Source organism: Cupriavidus cauae (assembly GCF_008632125.1).
Lineage (GTDB): Bacteria > Pseudomonadota > Gammaproteobacteria > Burkholderiales > Burkholderiaceae > Cupriavidus > Cupriavidus cauae.
In genome coordinates this window covers 75,321-93,829 of sequence record NZ_VWRN01000022.1, presented here as the reverse complement: position 1 = coordinate 93,829, position 18,509 = coordinate 75,321, and the positions used below count along the sequence as shown (strand labels likewise).

General features: G+C 63.5%; 23 protein-coding genes and 1 tRNA gene. 18 read left to right on the top strand and 6 right to left on the bottom strand.

Annotated features, from left to right (window positions below):
• Positions 1-30 precede the first annotated feature (30 nt).
• The 9 genes from hisF to F1599_RS06685 all read left to right on the top strand — a co-directional run bounded on the left by hisF (position 31) and on the right by F1599_RS06685 (position 5,827).
• A complete protein-coding gene (gene hisF, locus F1599_RS06725) occupies positions 31-801 on the top strand; it encodes an imidazole glycerol phosphate synthase subunit HisF (RefSeq protein ID WP_149319708.1) in 771 nt (256 codons plus the stop codon).
• A 2-nt stretch (positions 802-803) separates the two neighbouring features.
• On the top strand, positions 804-1,211 hold the full coding sequence (gene hisI / locus F1599_RS06720; protein ID WP_149319707.1) for a phosphoribosyl-AMP cyclohydrolase: 408 nt from the start codon (positions 804-806) through the stop codon (positions 1,209-1,211).
• Positions 1,211-1,603, top strand: a complete 393-nt coding sequence (locus F1599_RS06715; protein WP_150082610.1) for a phosphoribosyl-ATP diphosphatase — start codon at positions 1,211-1,213, stop codon at positions 1,601-1,603. Before hisI ends, F1599_RS06715 begins: the two co-directional genes overlap by 1 nt.
• A gap of 85 nt (positions 1,604-1,688) precedes the next feature.
• On the top strand, positions 1,689-2,096 hold the full coding sequence (locus tag F1599_RS06710; RefSeq protein WP_223819515.1) for a DUF4870 family protein: 408 nt from the start codon (positions 1,689-1,691) through the stop codon (positions 2,094-2,096).
• A 74-nt stretch (positions 2,097-2,170) separates the two neighbouring features.
• Positions 2,171-2,527 carry a histidine triad nucleotide-binding protein gene (locus F1599_RS06705; protein WP_149319705.1) on the top strand — a complete coding sequence of 119 codons (357 nt, stop codon included), beginning with the start codon at positions 2,171-2,173 and terminating at the stop codon, positions 2,525-2,527.
• A 151-nt stretch (positions 2,528-2,678) separates the two neighbouring features.
• Positions 2,679-2,921 carry a Sec-independent protein translocase subunit TatA gene (gene tatA, locus F1599_RS06700; RefSeq protein ID WP_149319704.1) on the top strand — a complete coding sequence of 81 codons (243 nt, stop codon included), beginning with the start codon at positions 2,679-2,681 and terminating at the stop codon, positions 2,919-2,921.
• Between the two features lie 145 nt (positions 2,922-3,066).
• Positions 3,067-3,582 (top strand): Sec-independent protein translocase protein TatB, encoded by a 516-nt coding sequence (gene tatB, locus F1599_RS06695; protein ID WP_150082609.1) that lies wholly within the window; start codon positions 3,067-3,069, stop codon positions 3,580-3,582.
• Between the two features lie 125 nt (positions 3,583-3,707).
• Positions 3,708-4,496 (top strand): twin-arginine translocase subunit TatC, encoded by a 789-nt coding sequence (gene tatC / locus F1599_RS06690; protein ID WP_149319702.1) that lies wholly within the window; start codon positions 3,708-3,710, stop codon positions 4,494-4,496.
• Positions 4,497-4,732: 236 nt separating this feature from the next.
• Entirely contained in the window at positions 4,733-5,827 is a 1,095-nt protein-coding gene (locus F1599_RS06685; protein WP_149319701.1) for a porin, read from the top strand.
• Positions 5,828-6,328: 501 nt separating this feature from the next.
• Here F1599_RS06685 and F1599_RS06680 read toward each other — a convergent pair.
• Positions 6,329-7,519, bottom strand: a complete 1,191-nt coding sequence (locus tag F1599_RS06680; RefSeq protein ID WP_150082608.1) for a Do family serine endopeptidase — start codon at positions 7,517-7,519, stop codon at positions 6,329-6,331.
• Between the two features lie 19 nt (positions 7,520-7,538).
• Here F1599_RS06680 and F1599_RS06675 point away from each other — a divergent pair, with 19 nt between their 5' ends.
• A complete protein-coding gene (locus F1599_RS06675; protein ID WP_150082607.1) occupies positions 7,539-8,285 on the top strand; it encodes a Nif3-like dinuclear metal center hexameric protein in 747 nt (248 codons plus the stop codon).
• A 76-nt stretch (positions 8,286-8,361) separates the two neighbouring features.
• On the opposite strand, the gene mscL is transcribed toward F1599_RS06675, so the two are convergent.
• Positions 8,362-8,793 (bottom strand): large conductance mechanosensitive channel protein MscL, encoded by a 432-nt coding sequence (gene mscL / locus F1599_RS06670; RefSeq protein WP_149319698.1) that lies wholly within the window; start codon positions 8,791-8,793, stop codon positions 8,362-8,364.
• A gap of 232 nt (positions 8,794-9,025) precedes the next feature.
• Between mscL and petA the strand changes: the two genes are divergently transcribed.
• From petA to F1599_RS06640, 6 genes are all read left to right on the top strand, one after another.
• A complete protein-coding gene (gene petA / locus F1599_RS06665; RefSeq protein ID WP_149319697.1) occupies positions 9,026-9,643 on the top strand; it encodes a ubiquinol-cytochrome c reductase iron-sulfur subunit in 618 nt (205 codons plus the stop codon).
• 2 nt (positions 9,644-9,645) lie between these two features.
• Positions 9,646-11,049, top strand: a complete 1,404-nt coding sequence (locus F1599_RS06660; protein WP_149319696.1) for a cytochrome b — start codon at positions 9,646-9,648, stop codon at positions 11,047-11,049.
• 26 nt (positions 11,050-11,075) lie between these two features.
• On the top strand, positions 11,076-11,819 hold the full coding sequence (locus F1599_RS06655) for a cytochrome c1 (RefSeq protein ID WP_150082606.1): 744 nt from the start codon (positions 11,076-11,078) through the stop codon (positions 11,817-11,819).
• Positions 11,820-12,055: 236 nt separating this feature from the next.
• Positions 12,056-12,667: a glutathione S-transferase N-terminal domain-containing protein gene (locus F1599_RS06650; protein ID WP_006575790.1), complete on the top strand. Its 612-nt coding sequence runs from the start codon at positions 12,056-12,058 to the stop codon at positions 12,665-12,667.
• 54 nt (positions 12,668-12,721) lie between these two features.
• Entirely contained in the window at positions 12,722-13,216 is a 495-nt protein-coding gene (locus F1599_RS06645; protein WP_150082605.1) for a ClpXP protease specificity-enhancing factor, read from the top strand.
• Between the two features lie 80 nt (positions 13,217-13,296).
• Positions 13,297-13,372: transfer RNA gene (locus F1599_RS06640), tRNA-Thr, on the top strand.
• Between the two features lie 85 nt (positions 13,373-13,457).
• On the opposite strand, the gene F1599_RS06635 is transcribed toward F1599_RS06640, so the two are convergent.
• Positions 13,458-14,153, bottom strand: a complete 696-nt coding sequence (locus tag F1599_RS06635) for a FadR/GntR family transcriptional regulator (protein ID WP_150082604.1) — start codon at positions 14,151-14,153, stop codon at positions 13,458-13,460.
• Between the two features lie 133 nt (positions 14,154-14,286).
• Positions 14,287-15,618 carry an MFS transporter gene (locus tag F1599_RS06630; protein WP_150082603.1) on the bottom strand — a complete coding sequence of 444 codons (1,332 nt, stop codon included), beginning with the start codon at positions 15,616-15,618 and terminating at the stop codon, positions 14,287-14,289.
• Positions 15,619-15,819: 201 nt separating this feature from the next.
• Between F1599_RS06630 and F1599_RS06625 the strand changes: the two genes are divergently transcribed.
• A complete protein-coding gene (locus tag F1599_RS06625; RefSeq protein ID WP_150082602.1) occupies positions 15,820-16,383 on the top strand; it encodes an ureidoglycolate lyase in 564 nt (187 codons plus the stop codon).
• A 123-nt stretch (positions 16,384-16,506) separates the two neighbouring features.
• Here F1599_RS06625 and F1599_RS06620 read toward each other — a convergent pair whose 3' ends face one another.
• Positions 16,507-16,899 (bottom strand): hypothetical protein, encoded by a 393-nt coding sequence (locus F1599_RS06620; RefSeq protein ID WP_150082601.1) that lies wholly within the window; start codon positions 16,897-16,899, stop codon positions 16,507-16,509.
• Positions 16,892-17,125: a DUF2164 family protein gene (locus tag F1599_RS06615; protein WP_149319763.1), complete on the bottom strand. Its 234-nt coding sequence runs from the start codon at positions 17,123-17,125 to the stop codon at positions 16,892-16,894. Before F1599_RS06615 ends, F1599_RS06620 begins: the two co-directional genes overlap by 8 nt.
• Positions 17,126-17,601: 476 nt before the next feature.
• Between F1599_RS06615 and F1599_RS06610 the strand changes: the two genes are divergently transcribed.
• Positions 17,602-18,486, top strand: coding sequence for a glycosyltransferase family 2 protein (locus F1599_RS06610; protein ID WP_150082600.1), 885 nt, complete (start codon positions 17,602-17,604; stop codon positions 18,484-18,486).
• Positions 18,487-18,509 lie beyond the last annotated feature (23 nt).

The following is an 18,509-nucleotide window of genomic DNA, read 5'->3' as shown; positions in this document are numbered from 1 at the left end:
GCCTGCGCGCGCCGCGTGGCAAGGATTCCGATGCTAGCCAAACGTATCATCCCCTGCCTGGACGTGACCAACGGGCGGGTGGTCAAAGGGGTCAACTTCGTTGAATTGCGCGACGCGGGCGACCCGGTCGAGATCGCGCGCCGCTATGACGAGCAGGGCGCGGACGAAATCACATTCCTCGACATCACCGCGACCAGCGACGGCCGCGACCTGATGCTGAACATCATCGAGGCGGTGGCCTCGCAGGTGTTCATTCCGCTGACGGTCGGCGGCGGCGTGCGCACCGTCGAGGACGTGCGCCGCCTGCTCAATGCTGGCGCGGACAAGATCAGCGTCAATTCGTCGGCGATCAGCAATCCGCAGCTGGTGTCGGACGCCACCGCGCGCTACGGCTCGCAATGCATCGTGGTAGCGATCGACGCCAAGCGCAGCTCGGCACCGGGCGAGCCGCCGCGCTGGGAAGTGTTCACCCACGGCGGGCGCAAGGCCACCGGCCTCGACGCGGTCGAGTGGGCGCGCGAAATGGCGCGCCGCGGCGCCGGTGAGCTGCTGCTGACCAGCATGGACCGCGACGGCACCAAGAGCGGCTTCGATCTCGAACTGACCCGCGCGGTCAGCGACGCGGTCGGCGTGCCGGTGATCGCCTCGGGCGGCGTCGGCGGGCTGCAGGACCTGGCCGACGGCATCCGCATCGGCCATGCCGACGCGGTGCTGGCGGCGAGCATCTTCCACTACGGCCAGCACACGGTGGCCGAGGCGAAGGCATTCATGGCCCGCGAGGGCATTCCGATGCGGGTTTGACGATGCAAAAGAAGTGGCTCAACAAGGTCAAATGGGACGACCACGGCCTGGTGCCGGTGATCGTGCAGGAAGTCGGCTCCAACGACGTGCTGATGTTCGCCTTCATGAATCGCGAGGCGCTGCAGCGCACCGTCGAGCTCGGCGAGGCGGTGTTCTGGTCGCGTTCGCGCAAGCGGCTGTGGCACAAGGGCGAGGAGTCAGGCCATGTGCAGAAGGTGCATGAGATCCGGCTCGATTGCGACGAGGACGTGGTGCTGCTGAAGGTCACGCAGGCCGGCGACATCGCCTGCCACACCGGCCGCCATTCCTGCTTCTTCCAGAAATTCGAGGGCGACGTCGAGGACGGCGACTGGCAGACCGTCGAACCGGTGCTGAAGGACCCCTCGTCCATCTACGGCAGCAATCACTGATGAGCGACTCTTCTGCGAACCAGGCCGACGCGCTGGCCGACGTGCTCGCGCGCGTGGCCGCGGTGCTCGAATCGCGCAAGCCCGAACACGGCGGCGATCCCGACAAATCCTATGTCGCGCGGTTGTTTCATAAAGGCGACGACGCGATCCTGAAGAAGATCGGCGAGGAAGCGACCGAAACGGTAATGGCAGCCAAGGACGCGCGCGCCGCCGGCCTGGCCGGCCCCGCGCTCGACAAGGTCGTCTACGAGGTCGCGGACCTGTGGTTCCACAGCATGGTGCTGCTGGCCCGCTTTGGCCTGAGTCCGGCCGACGTGGTGGCCGAACTGGCGCGCCGCGAGGGGCTGTCGGGACTGGCCGAAAAGGCCGCGCGCACGGCCGAGCCGAAGTGAGCGCCGGCGCCCCTCGGCGGGCGGCGGTGTATCGTGTGGCACAGTATCGTCTGGACCGAACCGTGCGCACACGCAAGGAGGTGCAATGAGCAACGACTATCCCGGCCAGGACTATCCCGGCCAGGTGGTGCCCAGCAGCGGCGGCGCGCAGCTCGACAGCCTGCGCAAGCTGACCCATATCCTGTACGGGCTGTATGCGATTTTCTGGCTGACCGGCGGCATCACCGCGCTGATCGCGATCATCATCAACTACGTCAAGCGCGACGATGCGCGCGGCACACTCTATGCATCGCACTTTGCGTGGCAGATCCGCTCGTTCTGGTGGTCGGTCGCGTGGACCGTGCTGGGGGGCGTGCTGTTTGCCACCGTGGTCGGCATCGCACTGGCCTTCATCGTCTGGGGCCTGTTGTCGCTGTGGATTCTTTACCGTATTGTCAAAGGCTGGTTGTATTTGAACGACAGCAAGCCGATGTACCCGGAGCAGCGTTTCTAGATTTCCAGACGGCGCGAACCGGGCCAGGCTGAATTCCGGCTTGCCGGTGTCCTTCACTTCGCAATGAAACTTTCATGAACGCACACGAGAATTGCATCTTCTGCAAGATCGTCGCCGGCCAGATACCGTCGCGCAAGGTGTACGAGGACGCCGACATGCTGGCGTTCCACGATATCCATCCGAAGGCGCCGGTGCACTTCCTGATCATTCCGAAGGTGCATGTAGACTCGCTCGCCGACTGCGGCCCGGGCGAAGGCGACGTGCTTGCTAAAATGCTGCTCAAGGCGCCGCAGCTGGCCCGCGAGGCGGGCTGCGGCAATGGCTTCCGCACCGTGATCAACACCGGTTCGGACGGCGGCCAGGAGGTCTATCACCTGCATCTGCACGTGATGGGCGGGCCGCGGACCGAATGGAAGGTCGCGCTGCCGTAGGCCGCCGCGGCAAGCCTGGAGTAAAGAATGACGTCCTGCCGCTCGCGGCGGACGGAACAGCGCCGGCTACCGTCGCCCGGCGTGCGAGCTCGGACGGAACAACGGGTCCGCGTGGCAAGGTGCCGCGCGGGGCTTCATCAGGAGCAGGAAAATGGGTTCGTTTAGCATTTGGCATTGGCTGATCGTGCTGGTGATCGTCATGCTGGTCTTCGGTACGAAGAAGCTGCGCAATATCGGCCAGGATCTGGGCGGCGCGGTCAAGGGCTTCAAGGACGGCATGAAGGATCCCAACGCCCCGGCGGGCGAGGACACCGCCGCCGGCACGCCCAAGGAACTGCGCGACTCGACCACGATCGACGTGGACGCCAAGGAAAAGTCGCGCCAGCAGCAGTAATCCGCATCATGCAGTCAGTCGGCGTCCGGCCGGCGCGGCCCCGCATCGGCCGGGCCGGCCCCCGGTACACTGATTCCCTCCTTCCTCCGGGCGGCGGCGCAGGGCATTGCGCCCGGCCGCGCCCGGCACTGGCATTGAATCCCGCATGATCGATCTGGGCATTTCCAAGCTGGCGCTGATCGGCGCGGTCGCGCTGATCGTGATCGGTCCCGAGCGGCTGCCCAAGGTCGCCCGCACCGTCGGCGCGCTGGTCGGGCGCGCGCAACGCTATATCAGCGATGTGAAGGCGGAGGTCAGCCGCGAGGTCGAGCTGGACGAACTGCGCCGCATGCGCACCGAATTCGAGGAAGCCGCGCGCGATGTCGAGCGGACCATCCACAAAGAGGTCAACGAGCAGGCGCAGTCGCTGAACGAGGCGTTGTCCGGCGACACCAGCGAGATCGGTACCCCCGCCGGCACCGATGTGCCTGCCTCGTATGTGCCGAGCTGGGACAGCGCGCACAAGATGCACAACGGCCGCAAGAGCTGGCGCGTCAAGCAGGCCGCCGTGCCGAAGTGGTACAAGCGCCAGAACAACGTCCGCGTCTGGGCGCAATCCGGCGCTGCCCGCGTCAAGCGGCACCGTCCGGCGACGCGTCCCGCCCGTTCTTTCTTCGAGTGACCATGCGGCAGTCCGCCCCGATGCCGGCGGCCGACCGGTCCGCACGTTCGTCGCGCGCCTTGCCGCGCGCGATGTCGCTTTTCTCTTCCCTGTTGTCCGCCCACCGCTGCTGAGCGGCTGCCGCCATGAGCGAATCGCGTTCCCCCGATCCCCAAGACGAATCCCCGCAGGAAACCTTTATCTCCCACCTGGTGGAGCTGCGCGAGCGCATCGTCAAGGCCGTCGCCGGCGTGCTGGTGGTATTCGTCAGCCTGGTGTACTGGGCGCCGGATATCTTCAACCTGTTTGCGCGGCCGCTGATGGAGTCGTTGCCCAAGGGCGGCAAGATGATCGTGACCGACGTGACCGGCTCGTTCTTCGTGCCGATGAAGGTCACGTTGCTGGTCGCTTTCCTGATCGCGTTGCCATGGGTGCTGTACCAGGTCTGGCAATTCGTCGCGCCCGGGCTCTATCAGCACGAGAAGCGGCTGATCATGCCGCTGGTCACGAGCAGCTATCTGCTGTTCCTGTTCGGCGTCGCCTTTGCCTACTTCCTGGTGTTTCCGACGGTGTTCCACTTCATGGCGCACTACAACGCGCCGCTCGGTGCCGAAATGTCGACCGACATCGACAAGTATCTCGGCTTCGCGATGACGACGTTCCTGGCGTTCGGCATCACCTTCGAGGTGCCGGTGGTCGTCATCGTGCTGGTGCGCTTCGGCGTGGTGGAGCTGGAGAAGCTCAAGCAGATCCGCCCGTATGTGATCGTTGGCGCCTTCATCATCGCCGCCATCGTCACGCCGCCCGATGTGCTGTCGCAGCTGTTGCTGGCGATCCCGCTGATCCTGCTCTACGAGCTTGGCCTGCTGATGGCCAAGGTCATCGGCCGTCCGCTGCCCAATGACGGCGCCGCAAAAGAGTCGCAAGCCGACTGATGAGGGCAAGAGAGCGCAAACCTTGCGTCCTTTTTGCACCAAAATGGGGAAAATCACCGTTTCTCCTGTTGCTGTTCAGCAACAAAAGCCGCCCTCAGGAACGGTTTACGACGAAAAAGCCTTCTGAGCGCGCGGGAGCCTGACACATAATACGCAGCAGACGTGATGGTGAATGCGTCGCCCATGCACTTGGGCAACCCAAGATTTCCCAATCAGTTGACAAGGAAAGTGTCGATATGAAGATGAAACTGTTTGCAGCTGCAGTCGCCGCCCTGGCCGCTGGTGGTGCCTACGCCCAGTCGAGCGTGACCCTGTACGGCGTGGTCGACGCTGGTATCGAGTACAACAACAACGCTGGCCCGAACGGCGACAACCTGTTCCGCATGCAGTCGGGTGGCCAGTCGGGCTCGCGTTGGGGCCTGCGTGGCGTGGAAGACCTGGGCGGTGGCCTGAAGGGTCTGTTCGTGCTGGAAAGCGGTTTCGACATCGATACCGGTCGCTCGGGCCAAGACAATCGTCTGTTCGGCCGTGCTGCCTACGTCGGTCTGCAGAACCAGTTCGGCACCCTGACCCTGGGCCGTCAACAGACCGTGATGTATGACTTCGGTCTGCAATTCGACCCGATGGCGATCGCTCCGCGTTACTCGATCACGTCGATCGCTCCGGAATTCCAATCGCGTGCGGACAACACCGTCAAGTACGTCGGCAAGTTCGGTGGCCTGACCGCGTCGGCCATGTACTCGTTCCGTAACGAAGGGCAGGAAGAGGCTGGTGCCTTCCGCCGCGGCCAAGAGTACGGCGCGCTGCTGAGCTACGCTGCTGGCCCGTTCGCGGTCGGTGCTGCGTACGACGAAACCCATGGCACGACCGTTGCTGTGCCGGGCGCTCCGGCTGGCACCGTGGTTGACGCCAGCGGCCGTCGTATCCGCCGCGCGACTGTCGCCGGTTCGTATGCTTTCGGCCCGGCCAAGGCATTCGTGGGCTACCGTTGGGCGAAGGCTGCTGACGGCGCCGTTCTGCCGGGTGCACCGAGCGTCGACAACAGCACGTCGAACCTGTATTGGGCCGGCCTGGCTTACCAGCTGACCCCGGCCTTCTCGGTTACCGGCGCTGCGTACTACCAAGACTTCCGCCGCACCGGTGCGGATCCGTGGCAGTTCGCGCTGACCGGCGACTACGCCCTGTCGAAGCGCACCGACATCTACGCATCGGTGTCGTACGCTCTGAACAAGGACGGTTCGCAGCTGGGCGTTGCTGGCTACGGTCCGGCGAATGTTCAAGCCGACAAGGACCAGATCGGCGCCATCGTTGGCGTGCGTCACAAGTTCTAATTTGACGCGAGCGATCGCATCAAGTTAGCTTGATCGAAACGCCGGCATCCTTCGGGATGCCGGCGTTTTGTTTTGTGGTGTCCTGATCGTTGTTGTTATGGGCTTCGAGAAGGCGTCCGGCCAGGAAGCCGAGCTGGCCACGTCGGCGACCAGCGCGCGATCGGACGGTAGGGCCGCGGCGGGAGTCAGGCCAAGCCCGCGTCCACGAAAAGACGCGCCGTCAATAGCGTTGTCCGCGCCCGTCCCGCCCGCGGGATAACGCACCCGCCCGTGGAGGTGGCCTTGCCCAGTGGCCGGCGACAATGCAACGCGCGCTTCAGAAGGAGCCGGGTTCCGAAACGTCCCACCGCCACGGTGCCGCGCGCGCTACAGCCTGCGGTGGCCAATTGGTGCGGGCACAATGGTACCTCCCCGCGCTCGGCTCCCCGATCCATAGACGCCAATAAAAAGCCCCTTGGCAACACCAAGGGGCTTTCGCTTTATCGCGCCTTCCGAACGTCCTCAATCTTCCTCGTCGTACGGCAACACGCGCCGCGGTGGAGGAGGGCGCTTGCCGATCGTCACCGTCACCTCGGTCGGCTTGCCACGGCGTACCACCTTCATTTTCACTTCAGTACCCGGCTTGAGTTGCGCGATCGCATTGAGCAGTGCTGTGGTATCCGTGATCGGTTGATCCTGCACGGCAACCAGCACATCGCCCGGCCGCACGCCGGCCTTGTCTGCGGGGCCGCCTTGCACGATCGCGGCAATCAGCGCGCCTTCCTTGGCCTCGAGCCCGAACGATTCGGCGATCTCCGGCGTCATGTCCTGCGGCTCGACGCCGATCCAGCCGCGCGTCACCGAGCCGGTCGAGATGATCGATTCCATCACCTGCTTGGCGGTGGACACCGGAATCGCGAAACCGATGCCCAGCGAGCCGCCCGAACGCGAGTAGATCGCCGTATTGATGCCCAGCAGATTGCCCTGCGCGTCGACGAGCGCGCCGCCCGAATTGCCCGGGTTGATCGCCGCGTCGGTCTGGATGAAGTTCTCGAAGGTATTGATACCGAGATGGCTGCGGCCCAGCGCGGACACGATACCCATCGTCACGGTCTGGCCGACGCCGAACGGGTTGCCGATCGCCAGCACCACATCGCCGACCTTGACGTTCTCGAGGCGTCCCAGCGTGATGGCCGGCAGATCCTTCAGCGTGATCTTGAGCACCGCGAGATCCGTTTCCGGGTCCGAGCCCACCACCTTGGCGTTGGCCTTGCGGCCGTCGGTCAGCGCGACCTCGATCTCGTCGGCGCCGTCTACCACATGATGGTTGGTTAGAATGTAGCCCTCGGCGCTGACGATCACGCCCGAGCCCAGGCTCGACACCGGCTCCTGCCGCTCGGGCAGCCGGTCACCGAAGAAGAAGCGGAACCACGGATCGTCGGCCTGCGGGTTGCCGCGGCGCGCGCCGTTCTTGCTGGTGAAGATATTGACCACCGCCGGCATCGCCAGCTGCGCCGCCTCGCTATAAGAACGTTCCGCGGATGGGCCTGTGACGTTCGGCACCACTTCCTTGAGCGCGACGATTGGCGAACCGGATTGGACCGCGACGCGCCCGCGTTGCAACCATTCCGGTTTCAATGTCGCCACGACAAACCAGATGGCCAGCACAACCGTGACGGCCTGGGCAAAGAACAGCCAGAAGCGGCGCAACATATTGGAGTTTGGGCTGAAAATGAAAACAAAAGAGCTTGAATTGTACTTGAACGACCTGTTGGAAGTCCCCCGCTACAAGGACTATTGCCCGAACGGTCTGCAAGTACAAGGTCGGCCGGAAGTCACCCGCATCGTGACGGGAGTGACGGCCAGTGCCGCGCTGCTCGATGCCGCCATCGAAACCGGTGCCGATGCGATCCTGGTCCATCACGGCTATTTCTGGCGCGGCGAAGACGCTCGCGTCATCGGCCAGAAGCATGGCAGGCTGCGCCGCCTGCTGGTGTCCGATACCAATCTGCTGGCCTATCACCTGCCGCTGGACGGCCATCCCGAACTAGGCAACAACGCGCAGCTGGGGCACGAACTCGGGCTGAATCCGACCGGCCGCTTCGGGGACGACCAGCTCGGCTGGACCGGCACGTTGCCGCAATCGATGACGCTGCGCATGCTGGCCGACCACATCGCGGGCGTGCTCGGGCGTGAGCCCCTGGCGATCGGCGATCCGGACCAGCCCGTTCGGACAGTGGGCTGGTGCACCGGCGGCGCGCAGGGCTATTTCGGCGCGGCGATCGCCGCCGGAGTCGATGTCTATCTGAGCGGGGAGGTCTCCGAGCAGACCACGCACCTGGCGCGCGAGAGCGGCGTCGGCTATATCGCCGCCGGCCATCACGCCACCGAGCGCTATGGCATTCAGGCGCTCGGCACCCATCTGGCGCAGCAGTTCGGCCTGCGCCATACCTTCATCGACATCCCGAATCCGGTCTGAGCGAGGTGCGAACGCGGTCTGACCGAATGGTCCGCCCGCGACGCCGCAACGCCGGGGCGCCGCGGCCCCCGGGGCCTCAGGCCCGCGTCGTCTTCAGGCTGTCGCGGATCTCGCGCAGCAGCTTGATGTCTTCCGGATCTTCGGGCGCCGGTGCCGGCGGCTCGGCAGCGCGCAGGCGATTGATCGCGCGCACCATCATGAAAATGATGAAGGCCAGGATCAGGAAGTTGACCAGGATGGTCAGGAAATTGCCGTAGGCAAATACCGGTACGCCGGCCTTTTTCAAGGCATCGAGCGTCATTGGCGTTCCGGCCGGCGGGTCGGACAACACCAGAAACAGATTCGAAAAGTCGAGTTTGCCGATGATGCGGCCGACCAACGGCATGATCAGGTCATTGACCACGGAATCCACGATTTTTCCGAAAGCTGCGCCGATAATCACGCCGACCGCGAGGTCGACCACGTTCCCGCGCATCGCGAAGGTCTTGAATTCCGACATCATGCTCATGGCTTAACTCCTTGCTGTTGTTCATTTTTCACCACGGACCGCAGCGCAAGACTGCCGCAAGGATGCCGCAAACGCAAGCCTGTCGCGGCATTCGGGCCGATCGGCGGGGCTGCCTTGCACGCTCGCGCGATGACCGAACACCCCCGGGTTACCGCGCTTTCACTGCCCAATGTGCCTAAGGTACAATTTACGGTTGACGCAAAATCTAAATTGACTTCCCCTGGGGTTTGGAATGAATGACCAGCAAAGCGTGAAGAGCGTGGATAAGGGGCGTCGCAACTGGTTGATCGCGACGTCTGTGGCTGGCGGCATCGGAGGAGTGGCGGTTGCGGTGCCGTTTGTCAGTACCTTTGCACCGTCGGAAAAGGCCAAGGCGGCAGGTGCGCCGGTCGAGGCCGACATCAGCGGGCTCAAGCCCGGCGAAATGATGACGGTCGAATGGCGCGGCAAGCCCGTCTGGATTCTGCGTCGCACGGAGGAGATGCTGGCGTCGCTGAAAAAGACCGACGCCGAAGTGGCCGACCCGAACTCGGAAATTCCGTTCACGATGGAAACCCCCGAGTATTGCAAGAACGAAACCCGTTCCCGGCCCGAGCACAAGGACATCCTCGTCGTCGTCGGTATCTGTTCCCATCTCGGTTGCTCCCCGTCCGGCCCGTTCGCGGCTGGCGCCAATCCCACCCTCGGTTCCGACCCCGGTTTCCTTTGCCCGTGCCACGGCTCGACCTTCGACCTGGCAGGCCGCGTCTTCAAGAACAAGCCGGCACCGCAGAACCTTGACGTTCCCCCATACCAGTTCCTCACCGACACCACGATCGTGATCGGCAAAGACGAAAAAGGAGAGGCTTGATCATGGCGGCGGAAAAGCAAGTCAAGACGACCGGCCTGCTGGGCTGGATCGACGCGCGCTTCCCGGCGACGCAGCTGTGGGAAGACCATCTGTCCAAGTACTACGCGCCGAAGAACTTCAACTTCTGGTACTTCTTCGGCTCGCTGGCGCTGCTGGTGCTGGTGATCCAGATCGTCACCGGCATCTTCCTGGTGATGAACTACAAGCCGGATGGCACGCTGAACGCCGCCGGCATCCCGGTGGCGTACGCCAGCGTCGAATTCATCATGCGCGAGGTGCCCTGGGGCTGGTTGATCCGCTACATGCACTCGACCGGCGCCTCGGCGTTCTTCGTGGTCGTCTACCTGCATATGTTCCGCGGGCTGCTGTACGGTTCGTACCGCAAGCCGCGCGAGCTGGTCTGGATCTTCGGCTGCCTGATCTTCCTGACGTTGATGGCCGAGGCCTTCATGGGCTATCTACTGCCGTGGGGCCAGATGTCGTACTGGGGCGCCCAGGTGATCGTCAACCTGTTCTCGGCGATCCCGGTGATCGGCCAGGACCTGTCGCTGTTCATCCGCGGTGACTACGTGGTCAGCGACGCGACGCTGAACCGCTTCTTCTCGTTCCACGTGATCGCGGTGCCGCTGGTGCTGTTGGGCCTGGTCGTCGCCCACATCATCGCGCTGCACGAGGTGGGCTCGAACAACCCGGATGGCGTCGAGATCAAGGCCAACAAGGACGAAAACGGCGTGCCGCTCGACGGCATCCCGTTCCACCCGTACTACTCGGTGCACGACCTGATGGGCGTGGGCGTGTTCCTGATCATCTTCTCGGCCGTGATCTTCTTCTTCCCGGAGATGGGCGGCTACTTCCTGGAACACAACAACTTCTTCCCGGCTGATCCGCTGAAGACGCCGCCGCACATCGCCCCAGTCTGGTACTTCACGCCGTTCTATTCGATGCTGCGTGCCACCACGGCCAACTTCCTGCCGATCCTGTGGATCTTCTTCGCCGTGCTGCTGGGCATCCTGTTCCTGCGCAGCAAGAGCCTGAAGGTCAAGGGCATCGCGGTCGCGATCGCGGTACTGCTGGCGCTGGGTTTCTACTTCATCGACGCCAAGTTCTGGGGCGTGGTGATCATGGGCGGTTCGGTGATCATCCTGTTCTTCCTGCCCTGGCTCGACCATTCGCCGGTCAAGTCGATCCGCTACCGTCCGGCTTTCCACAAGACGATCCTGATGGTTTTCGTCGCGTTCTTCCTGATCCTGGGCTACCTCGGCGTGCAGCCGCCGTCGCCGGTTGGCGAAAAGGTGTCGCAGCTCGGTACGCTGCTGTACTTCGCCTTCTTCCTCGCCATGCCGCTGTGGAGCCGCGTCGGCACCTTCCAGCCGGTGCCCGACCGCGTGACGTTCAAGCACCACTAAGCCAGGCCCAAGGACAAGGAACAACGATGAAAAAGCTGCTTTCCATTCTCGCGCTGGCCGGCGCGTGCTTTGCCGGTGCGCCCGCCATGGCTGCCGAAGGGGGCTATCCGCTCGAGCCGGCGCCGGTCAACACCAGCGACCTGTTCTCGCTGCAGCGTGGCGCCAAGCTGTTCGTCAACTACTGCCTGAACTGCCACGGCGCGTCGATGATGCGCTACAACCGCCTGCGCGATATCGGCCTGACCGAAGACCAGATCCGCGAAAACCTGATGTTCACCGCGGACAAGGTCGGCGAAACGATGACCATCGCGATGCAGCCGAAGGACGCCAAGGCCTGGTTCGGCGCGGCGCCGCCGGATCTGTCGGTGATCGCCCGCGCCCGCGGCGACGCCTGGCTGTATACGTATCTGCGTACCTTCTACCGCGACGACACCCGCGCGACCGGCTGGAACAACCTGGTCTTCCCGAGCGTCGGCATGCCGCACGTGCTGTGGGAGCTGCAGGGCCAGCGCGCCGCCAAGTTCGCCGACGTGGAAGAGCACGGCGAAAAAGTGCACAAGTTCGTCGGTTTCGAACAGCTGACGCCGGGCAGCATGACGCCGCTGCAGTACGATACCGCCGTCGCCGACCTGGTCGCCTACCTGGACTGGATGGCCGAGCCGGCGCAGAACCATCGGCGCCGCCTCGGCGTGTGGGTGCTGCTGTTCCTGGGCATCTTCACCGTGTTCGCCTGGCGCCTGAACGCCGCCTACTGGAAAGACATCAAGTAATCCCGGTAGACCGCCCGAGGGCTAGCGCGGAGTTGCGTATGCGACACCGCCTGGCCCTTTTTCCTTTGTGACGGAATGAAATGGATACGGCATGGAGGGGCCGCATGCGCCGCCCGCCAAGCCACCGATCCGACATTCCGTTACGCTATTTGTAACGAATTTGCTTTCCGATGGTGGGTTCTGACAGAATGTTTGACCCAACTTCGGCCTAGCGCCGCCTCCAAGGAATCCCAACCATGATGGTGTTGTATTCGGGCACCACCTGCCCGTTCTCTCAGCGTTGCCGCTTGGTCCTGTTCGAAAAGGGCATGGACTTCGAAATCCGCGACGTCGACCTGTTCAACAAGCCGGAAGACATCTCGGTGATGAATCCCTACGGCCAGGTGCCCATCCTGGTCGAGCGCGACCTGATCCTGTACGAATCCAACATCATTAACGAGTACATCGACGAGCGCTTCCCGCACCCGCAGCTGATGCCGGCCGACCCGGTCCAGCGCGCCCGCGCCCGCCTGTTCCTGTTCAACTTCGAGAAGGAACTGTTCACCCACGTCTACGTGCTGGAGAACGAAAAGGGCAAGACCGCGGAAAAGAGCCACGAGCGTGCCCGCGGCGCGATCCGCGATCGCCTGACGCAACTGGCGCCGATCTTCGTCAAGAACAAGTACATGCTCGGCGAAGAGTTCTCGATGCTGGACGTCGCCATCGCGCCGCTGCTGTGGCGCCTGGACCACTACGGCATCGAGCTGTCGAAGAATGCCGCCCCGCTGCTGAAGTACGCGGAACGGATCTTCAGCCGCCCCGCCTATATCGAAGCGCTGACCCCGTCGGAAAAGGTGATGCGCCGCTAAGCCGGCCCGGCCCGAGTCCGCTCGGGCCACCGGCGCGACGCCACTGGAAGTCTTATGCCTGAAACCTCGACCAAGCCCTACCTGATCCGCGCCATTTACGAATGGTGCACGGACAACGGCTTCACTCCGTATATCGCCGTGTTCGTCGACGCGAACACCAACGTGCCGCGCGAGTTCGTCAAGAACAACGAGATCGTGCTGAACGTCAGCTTCGACGCGACCAGCGGTCTGGAAATGGGCAACGAGTGGATCAGCTTCAGCGCCCGCTTCGGCGGCGTCTCGCGCAAGCTGGACGTGCCGGTCGATAACGTGCTGGCGATCTACGCGCGGGAAAATGGCCAGGGCATGGCGTTCCCGGTCGAGCGCAGCGTGCCGGAAACCCAGGCCGCAACCGAACGCGAACTGAATCCGCCGCCGAAACTGGCCCCGGTCGAAAGCGACGGCGCCGCGCAAGCCGACAGCGCCGAGGCTTCGGACGACGACGATCCGAATCCGCCGCCGGTCCCGCGGATCGGTACGCGCAAGCCTTCGCTGAAGGTCGTCAAGTAAGCCCCTTCGACCGGTCAGCTCTGACGGGTCGACCATCGCCAACGCAGGCCGCATGCAGTAGAATCGCGGTCTGCATTTATGCCGGCTTAGCTCATCAGGTAGAGCAGTTGATTTGTAATCATCAGGTGGCGGGTTCGAGTCCTGCAGCCGGCACCATATATAAAAGGGTCACGCAAATAATCGCGTGACCCTTTTTCATTCCCAGCCCCTCAAAACCACAGTCCAAGTACTGCGGTCGTCTTCAACCAGGATCAAGACTCGTCGGAAAATGCACCCCCGCCCGCTGCGCCGCCTGAACGATATGCTCCGCCATCGCCCGCTGCGCCAGTGAAGGATCCCCCGCCGCCAGCGCATCGATAATCGCCGTGTGCTCGTTGAACGTCGCCCGCCGCGCGCCGCGCTTGTAGAACGGCAGTCGCTGGCTCTCCTGAATGATCTCGGCGCTGTTGCGCAGAATCTCCGCAATCGCGCGGTTGCCGGAGATCGCGATGATCTGCATGTGGAAATCGAAATCGAGCTGGGCCGCCTGCGTGAAGTCCGATGCTTCGATGCAGGCCTGCATCGCTTCCGCATTGGCACGCAGCGCGTCGATGTCGGCGGGCTCGACCACTAGTGCAGCGAGCCGCGCGGTGAAATTCTCCAGCGCGAAGCGCAGCTGGTAGATGTCGGTCAGCGAATGCGAGTCGGCGAAGCGCCAGGGATGGGCAGAGGGCGCAGGGCCTTCCGCGACGTACACGCCCTTGCCGGGGCGCGCTACGATCAGACCCAGTCCCTGTAAGGTGGAGAACGCCTCCCGCAGCGAAGTCCGGCTGATGCCGAGGCGCTCGGAGAGTTCGCGCTGGGAGGGCAGCAGCGAGCCTGCGGGGTAGGTGCCGTCGTTGATCCATTGCTGGATCAGCCGGGCGGCATTGGCGGCGACTGCGGTCGAGTTGAACATGCCTGATGTCTGAACGAGGAAGAGCGCCGAGGCAGGATCGGGCTAGGACGCGCCGGTCGCGCATCGCAGCGGAGGGGCGCCGCTCAGGCAGACGATTGTACCCGAGCGTCGGCGCGCCCCCGCGCGGCGGCGCCTACTTGTTGACCAGCTTGGCGGGCACCGTGTAGGTCAGCAGGGCGCCCATCAGCAGCACGCCGGCCAGCACGAACATCGCCAGGTTGGTGCTTTGCGTCGCATCCTTGATGAGCCCGATCATGTAGGGGCTCAGGAAGCCGGCGAGGTTGGCGAAGGAGTTGATCATGGCGATGCCCGCGGCCGCGCCGGCGCCGGACAGGATCGCGGTCGGCAGGCTCCAGAACAGCGGCGAAGTCGCGAGGCTGCCGCCGGCTGCCAGCGCCAGGGCGGCGAGGGACCATGCCACGTTGTCGCTGAACACGGCGCTGAGCACCAGGCCGGTGGCGCCGCAGCAGAACGGCACGATCAAGTGCCAGCGGCGTTCGCGCATGCGGTCGGAGCTGCGGCTGACGAGAATCATCGAGCAGACCGCAACCGAGAACGGCACGGCGGTCAGCAGGCCGATATGCAGCGCGCTCGATACGCCGGACTGCTTGACCAGCGTCGGCAACCAGAACGTCAGCCCGTACTGGCCCATCACCGTGCAGAAGCAGATGAAGGCCATCTTGACGATGCGCGTATCGGCGAACAGCGCGCGCAGCGTCGGGTGCGCGTCCTTGGTCTGGCGTTCGTTGGCGATATTGCGTTCGAGCAGGGCCTTCTCCGATTCGGTCAGCCACTTGGCGGCACGGATATTGTTGTCGAGGTAGAACATCACCGCCACGCCGACCAGCAGCGAGGGGATGGCCTCGAGCAGGAACATCCATTGCCAGCCGCGCAGCCCCGATACGCCCTGCATCGATTCCATGATCCAGCCCGACAGCGGTCCGCCGAAGATGCCCGATACCGGGATCGCGCACATGAACAGCGCCACCATCTTCGCGCGGCGGTGCGACGGAAACCAGTAAGTCAAATACAAGATCATGCCGGGATAGAAGCCGGCCTCCGCGGCGCCGAGCAGCAGGCGCAGCACGTAGAACTGCGTCGGCGTGGTGACGAACATCATCGCCGCCGAGATCAGCGCCCAGGTGATCATGATGCGGGAGATGGTCGCCTTGGCGCCGATCCTGTGCATCAGCATGTTGCTGGGCACCTCGAAGAAGAAGTAGCCGATGAAGAAGAGACCCGCACCCAGCCCGTACATCGCTTCGCTGAACTGCAGGTCGGCGAGCATGTGCAACTTGGCGAAGCCGACGTTCACGCGATCGAGGTAGGCGACGACGTAGCACAGCATCAGGAAGGGGAGCAGTCGCCAGGCCACCTTGCGGTAGAGCGCGTTCTCATGCGCGACGGCCGGGATGTCGGCCGCGGACGCCGGCGTAATTGCCGGGCCGGCTTGGTAGGGTGTCATGGCGGTCTCCTCGTGTTTGTTGTGTCGCCGGGTCGGATTGCAACTGGTATGACCAGTATGATTTTTGCATCAGGGCGCAACAATAACGCCCTGCATGCACCGCCATAAATCAGCGTTTACCCGCCGCTTTCCCGCATTGACACGGATAGGCCATATCGTAATACTGGTAAGACCAGTATGTGAACCTGATTCTGCCTAGCCATGCCTATTCCGACTGAACCGCTGTCCTTGATCGCACAACCGCTGAGCGCCGATGCCTTTGCCCCGTTCGGCGACGTCATCGAGAGCGATGGCCGCGCGCCCATCGCCATCAATCGCGGCATGTGTCATCGCTTTCACGACCTTGCCGAGGTCGACGTGTCCTCGAACGACGGACGCCCGCTGATCAATCTGTTCGAATCGCAACCCTATGCGGTGCCGCTGGTACTGACCTCGTTCGAGCGGCACCCGCTCGGCAGCCAGGCGTTCATTCCGCTGGGGGATGCGCGGTTCCTCGTCGTGGTGGCGCCGCCTGGCGACACGGTCGAGCCGCATGCGGTGCGGGCCTTCGTCACCAACGGCCGGCAAGGCGTCAACTATCGCAAGGGCGTGTGGCACCACTCGCTGATCGTCACGGAAGGCGTGGCGCGGTTCATCGTCGTGGACCGCGGCGGGCCCGGGAACAACTGCGACGAAGTGGAGCTGTCAGGAGGCGCCACGCTGCGGCTGGACTTGCCGCGGACCGAGCGGGAAGGGGCGTCGGGAATGGAAGCCACGTTGTTTTGAATGCCTGGCCGCCGTAAGCGATGTCCGTCGGTGGCAATCGCCGCGGAAGCATCAGAGGCGGGGCCAGCGTCCGCCCTCGCGTTAGCGCCAGCGCCTCGCCGTCATGCCGGCCGGCAGTCAAGGTCATGCCGCCCCTGCATGCTCGATATCCCCGATACAGAGGGACGCAATCTGCCATCGGCCCCCCACGATCAGCCATAACTCGAGAAATTCGAACTGGTGGACGATCTTCCCATCCCTCTTCAGGCATGCCGATCCCGTTACCGTGGCCCAACTCTTGTGCTGCTGGATCTCGATGCCGGTTTCCTTGAACTGTGCCTCGCCGGCCCGCTTGTTCGGAAACTTCTTCCGGCTGCGTTCGATGTAGGCAATCTGATTGGCTTTGGAAACCAGTTCGCCATTCGCCTTCAAGAAGAACGTCGGCGCCTCCAGATAGTCGAGCCAGTCCACCTCGCCGTTCAAGCGGGCGTTGACCCAGACCTCCCTGACCTGCGTCAGCGAATACTTGCTATTCATACTGCAGCAAGATATCCAGCTGCTCCGAAACATCCGCCAGCTTGCGTTCCATCACGCGCTTCGCGTCGAGCACGCCCTCGTTGTAGGCATGCGACCTCACCAGCTTGTACAGCTTTTCGGCAAAGGGCACCACTTCCATATTGCCGACCGATACCTGAAGCTCGCTGTCCAATAGATCGCGAACCGCGGAGGAAAATTGGATCAGGTCGAATTTGTCGTTGTGCATGAGATTCCCGGATCGTTGAAATTGGAGTGGTCCCATCCTCAGCCTTGCTCCCGGAAATGTAATTCATCTGACGGCGCCGAAGGCATTGACGAGCCAGGCGGGTCGCCGCCGCTTGACCGCGAGCTCGCTGGTCGGCATCGTCGGCCCGAGCGGCATGGACCGAATATCGTCAAGACCGTGCACGACGCCTTCAGAAACGCGACGCAGGATCCGACATACCTGAGGTCGTTGGAGGCCATCGACCTGGAACCGTCTACCTGAGCAGCGACCAATATGCGAAGTCCGCCGCCGAGGAGTTCGAGGTCGAGAGACGGACCGTCCAGCAGCTCGATATCAAGCTGAACTAACGAGGGTTAGGCGGAACCAGCGGCACGACCGAAACCGAGCACGCCGAGCGGCGATGGCCAGGTTTTCCAGGGCCGTCACGGTCGGTATGCGATCATTGGCCGCAACCGCAGAACCCGCTTTCCCCATTAATGCTGTTGAAGTCTCTTTCCAGATTCCGCCGTTCGCAAACCGATCCAGCGCCAGAAGTCGCCATCATCGTCCCCTGCTACAACCAGGCGGGCGTGATCGCCGACACGCTGAAATCGGTGCGGCGCCAGAGCTACCGGCACTGGCGCTGCATCGTGGTCGATGACGGCTCCACCGACGATACCGCGCAGCGCGTGCAGTCCTTCGTGCAGAAGGACCGCCGCTTCACCTATATCCGCAAGCAGAACGGCGGCGTGGCGTCGGCGCGCAATCTCGGTATCCGGCTTACCGGCGGCGAATACATCGTGCCGCTGGACGGAGACGACAAGATCCATCCCGACTACCTGCGCCGCGCGCTAGCGCATTTCCGCAGGCATCCGGACACCGCGCTGGTCTACTGCCAGGTCAAGCGATTCGGCGCGAAGAAGGGGAAATGGCGGCTGCCCGAATACAGCTATCAGCGGCTGCTGTTCGAGAACATGATTCACAACTGCGCGGTCTATCCGCGCGCGTTGTACGAGCGGACCTCGGGCTATTCCGAAGCGATGAAGCACGGCTTCGAGGACTGGGAGTTCTATATCCGTCTGCTGGAGCCCGAGGCCAAGGTGCATCGGATCGATGCGCCGCTGTTCTACTACCGCATCAGCAAGCGTTCACGCACGACGCAGCAGCTGACGGGCGGACATGAGCGCGAGTCATTGGCGACGATCTATCGCAACAACACCGAGGCGTATTCCGACGTCGTGGCCGATCCGATTTCCAGCTTCAAGACGGCACGCCAACTGTTCCTGCCGGACGTCGTGCGTCGCTACAAGCGGCAGCGCACGCGCATGCATCTGGGCTATCTGGCGGTGATTTTGCTGCTGGCGGTGCAGGCGTTCGATTGAACGGCGGGGCTGATGCCCTCCCA